Annotated in this window: 2 tRNA genes and 2 rRNA genes; all 4 read right to left on the reverse strand. The window is 47.5% G+C overall.

What is annotated here, in order from left to right:
• Position 1: 1 nt before the first annotated feature.
• Positions 2–112 (reverse strand): 5S ribosomal RNA (gene rrf, locus DXA05_RS25585).
• Positions 113–233: 121 nt separating this feature from the next.
• Positions 234–3,110, reverse strand: a 23S ribosomal RNA gene (locus DXA05_RS25590).
• A gap of 161 nt (positions 3,111–3,271) precedes the next feature.
• A tRNA-Ala gene (locus tag DXA05_RS25595) sits at positions 3,272–3,345 on the reverse strand.
• 70 nt (positions 3,346–3,415) lie between these two features.
• Positions 3,416–3,492: transfer RNA gene (locus DXA05_RS25600), tRNA-Ile, on the reverse strand.
• Between the last annotated feature and the right edge of the window lie 66 nt (positions 3,493–3,558).

A 3,558-nucleotide genomic window follows, 5' to 3' on the forward strand; every position in this document is an offset into this window, starting at 1 on the left:
AAAACGGCGGCTACCTACTCTCCCACTGTTACGCAGTACCATCGGCGTGACGAGGCTTAACTTCTCTGTTCGGAATGGGAAGAGGTGGAACCCTCGTGCTATAACCACCTGAATAAGGTTATGACATGATGAAAAGTAAAATCTCAAGTTCATTACTAGTATGTTTCTGTTCTCTGTTTCCAGTTTCCGTATCAGTAATCCGCTAAACGTATATACCCAACCGGTACATATTTGAAAGAAAGTGAACGGGCAATTAGTAATGCTCGGCTTTGATGTTACCACCTTTACACCTGCATCCTATCAACGTCATCGTCTTTAACGACCCTAAGAAATCTAATCTTGTGGCTGGCTTCGTACTTAGATGCTTTCAGCACTTATCCAATCCCGACTTAGATACCCAGCGATGCACCTGGCGGCACAACTGGTAAACCAGCGGTCAGTCCAACACGGTCCTCTCGTACTAGTGTCAGAGCCACGCAAATTTCATACGCCCACGATAGATAGAGACCGAACTGTCTCACGACGTTCTGAACCCAGCTCGCGTGCCACTTTAATGGGCGAACAGCCCAACCCTTGGGACCTTCTCCAGCCCCAGGATGTGACGAGCCGACATCGAGGTGCCAAACCCCTCCGTCGATATGAGCTCTTGGGAGGGATCAGCCTGTTATCCCCGGAGTACCTTTTATCCTTTGAGCGATGTCCCTTCCATGCGGAAACACCGGATCACTATGCTCTAGTTTCCTACCTGATCGACTTGTCTGTCTCCCAGTCAAGCGCCCTTATGCCATTACACTCTACGGACGGTTACCAATCGTCCTGAGGGCACCTTTAGAAGCCTCCGTTACACTTTTGGAGGCGACCACCCCAGTCAAACTACCCACCAAACAGTGTCCTCGCATCCACGAGTTAGAACTCAAATAATCAAAGGGCCGTATTTCAACAGCGACTCCACAAATACTGGCGTACCTGATTCAAAGTCTCCGGCCTATCCTACACATCAATTACCCAAATTCAATGTTAAGCTATAGTAAAGGTTCACGGGGTCTTTTCGTCCCATCGCGGGTAATCGGCATCTTCACCGATACTACAATTTCACTGAGCTCACGGTTGAGACAGTGTCCAGATCATTACACCATTCGTGCAGGTCGGAACTTACCCGACAAGGAATTTCGCTACCTTAGGACCGTTATAGTTACGGCCGCCGTTTACTGGGGCTTCAATTCAATGCTTCTCTTGCGATGACATCTCCTCTTAACCTTCCAGCACCGGGCAGGTGTCAGGCTGTATACGTAATCTTTCAATTTAGCACAGCCCTGTGTTTTTGTTAAACAGTTGCCTGGACCTATTCTCTGCGCCCAACTCTCGTTGGGACCCTTTATCCCGAAGTTACAGGGTCAATTTGCCTAGTTCCTTAACCGTGAATCACTCAAGCGCCTTAGTATATTCAACCCGACTACGTGTGTCCGTTTGCGGTACGGGTACCTTAAAGATTAAGTTTAGCGGATTTTCTTGGGAGTATGCTTACACGCACTATTGGATTGTTCCGAAGAACGTTCCATACTATCAGGTTCGACTCTCTTTGTGGATTTGCCTGCAAAGATCAACATCTACACCCTTCAACGGACTATTCCGTCAGTCCGCGGCGCTATCACTGCTCCGTCTCCACGTCACTCCTTAAGGTAGTACAGGAATATTAACCTGTTCTGCCATCGGCCTCACCGTTCGGCTGAGCCTTAGGACCCGACTAACCCTGATCCGATTAGCGTTGATCAGGAAACCTTAGTCTTTCGGCGAGGGGGTTTCTCACCCCCTTTATCGTTACTTATACCTACATTTGCTTTTCCACACGCTCCAGCAAAGCTCACGCTTCACCTTCGACGCGGAGTGGAATGCTCCCCTACCGATCATTACTGATCCCATAGCTTCGGTAAATTGCTTAATGCCCGATTATTATCCACGCCAAACTCCTCGACTAGTGAGCTGTTACGCACTCTTTAAATGAATGGCTGCTTCCAAGCCAACATCCTAGCTGTCTTAGCAATCTGACTTCGTTAGTTCAACTTAGCAATTATTTCGGGACCTTAGCTGATGGTCCGGATTCTTCTCCTTTAGGACATGGACCTTAGCACCCATGCCCTCACTCCTGGGATCGAACTACTGCGCATTCGGAGTTTATCAAGACTTGATAGGCGGTGAAGCCTCGCATCTTATCAGTCGCTCTACCTCACAGTAGTAATTCCCAAGGCTGCACCTAAATGCATTTCGGGGAGTACGAGCTATCTCCAAGTTTGATTAGCCTTTCACCCCCACCCTCAGTTCATCCGGAAGCTTTTCAACGCTTATCGGTTCGGTCCTCCAGTTAGTGTTACCTAACCTTCAACCTGACCAAGGGTAGATCACTTGGTTTCGCGTCTACTCCTTCCGACTAATCGCCCTGTTCAGACTCGCTTTCGCTTCGGCTACACATTTTGAAATGCTTAACCTTGCCGGAAAAAGTAACTCGTAGGTTCATTATGCAAAAGGCACGCCGTCACAGCTTACGCTGCTCCGACCGCTTGTAGGCGCACGGTTTCAGGGACTATTTCACTCTTCTATTCGAAGTGCTTTTCACCTTTCCTTCACAGTACTGGTTCGCTATCGGTCTCTCGGGAGTATTTAGCCTTACCGGATGGTCCCGGCAGATTCACGCAAGATTCCTCGTGTCCCGCGCTACTCAGGATACCACTACGCTTCGTTTAGCTTCGAATACCGGACTATCACCGTCTATGGTTTCATTTTCCAAAGAATTCTTCTCACTAAAGTCTTGCGACATCGTGGTCCTACAACCCCAATATTGCCGTAACAACATTGGTTTGGGCTAATCCCCGTTCGCTCGCCACTACTTGGGGAATCATTATTATTTTCTTTTCCTACAGGTACTAAGATGTTTCAGTTCCCTGCGTTAGCTTCCATCTAGGATGGATGACATTCCTTCAGAATGCCGGGTTGTCCCATTCGGAAATCTTCGGATCAAAGGTTATTTGCACCTACCCGAAGCTTATCGCAGCTTATCACGTCCTTCATCGCCTCCGAGAGCCAAGCATCCGCCATGCGCCCTTGCTTACTTTCTTTCAAACGTTTTATTCTCATACTGGTATTGACTTGGGGAATTGCTTCCGGCTGTCAATATTGCATATTCGAACACGTACGGTTTGATATATACTTTTAGCTCTTACTTTTAATTTTACTTTTTGTACATCATGTCAAAGATCGTTTCTCTTTTCAGAGAGAGTGGAGAATAACGGATTCGAACCGTTGACCCTCTGCGTGCAAGGCAGATGCTCTAGCCAGCTGAGCTAATCCCCCAAGAGGTTATTCAAAAATATCGTTTTTTAGCTTTTAGCTTTCAGCTTTCGCTGTTCCTCATTCTTGAGCTTGGTAGTCCCAGGCAGAGTTGAACTGCCGACCTCTACATTATCAGTGTAGCGCTCTAACCAACTGAGCTATAGGACTAGTTCAACCTTGTCTACCTTTCGTCTAGACTCGGCTTCTTTTTTCTCTTGTTTATCTCTATCTATA

Origin of the sequence: Bacteroides sp. AM54-2NS (assembly GCF_003602935.1) — a bacterium.
In the GTDB taxonomy this organism is placed as follows: Bacteria; Bacteroidota; Bacteroidia; order Bacteroidales; family Bacteroidaceae; genus Bacteroides; species Bacteroides xylanisolvens.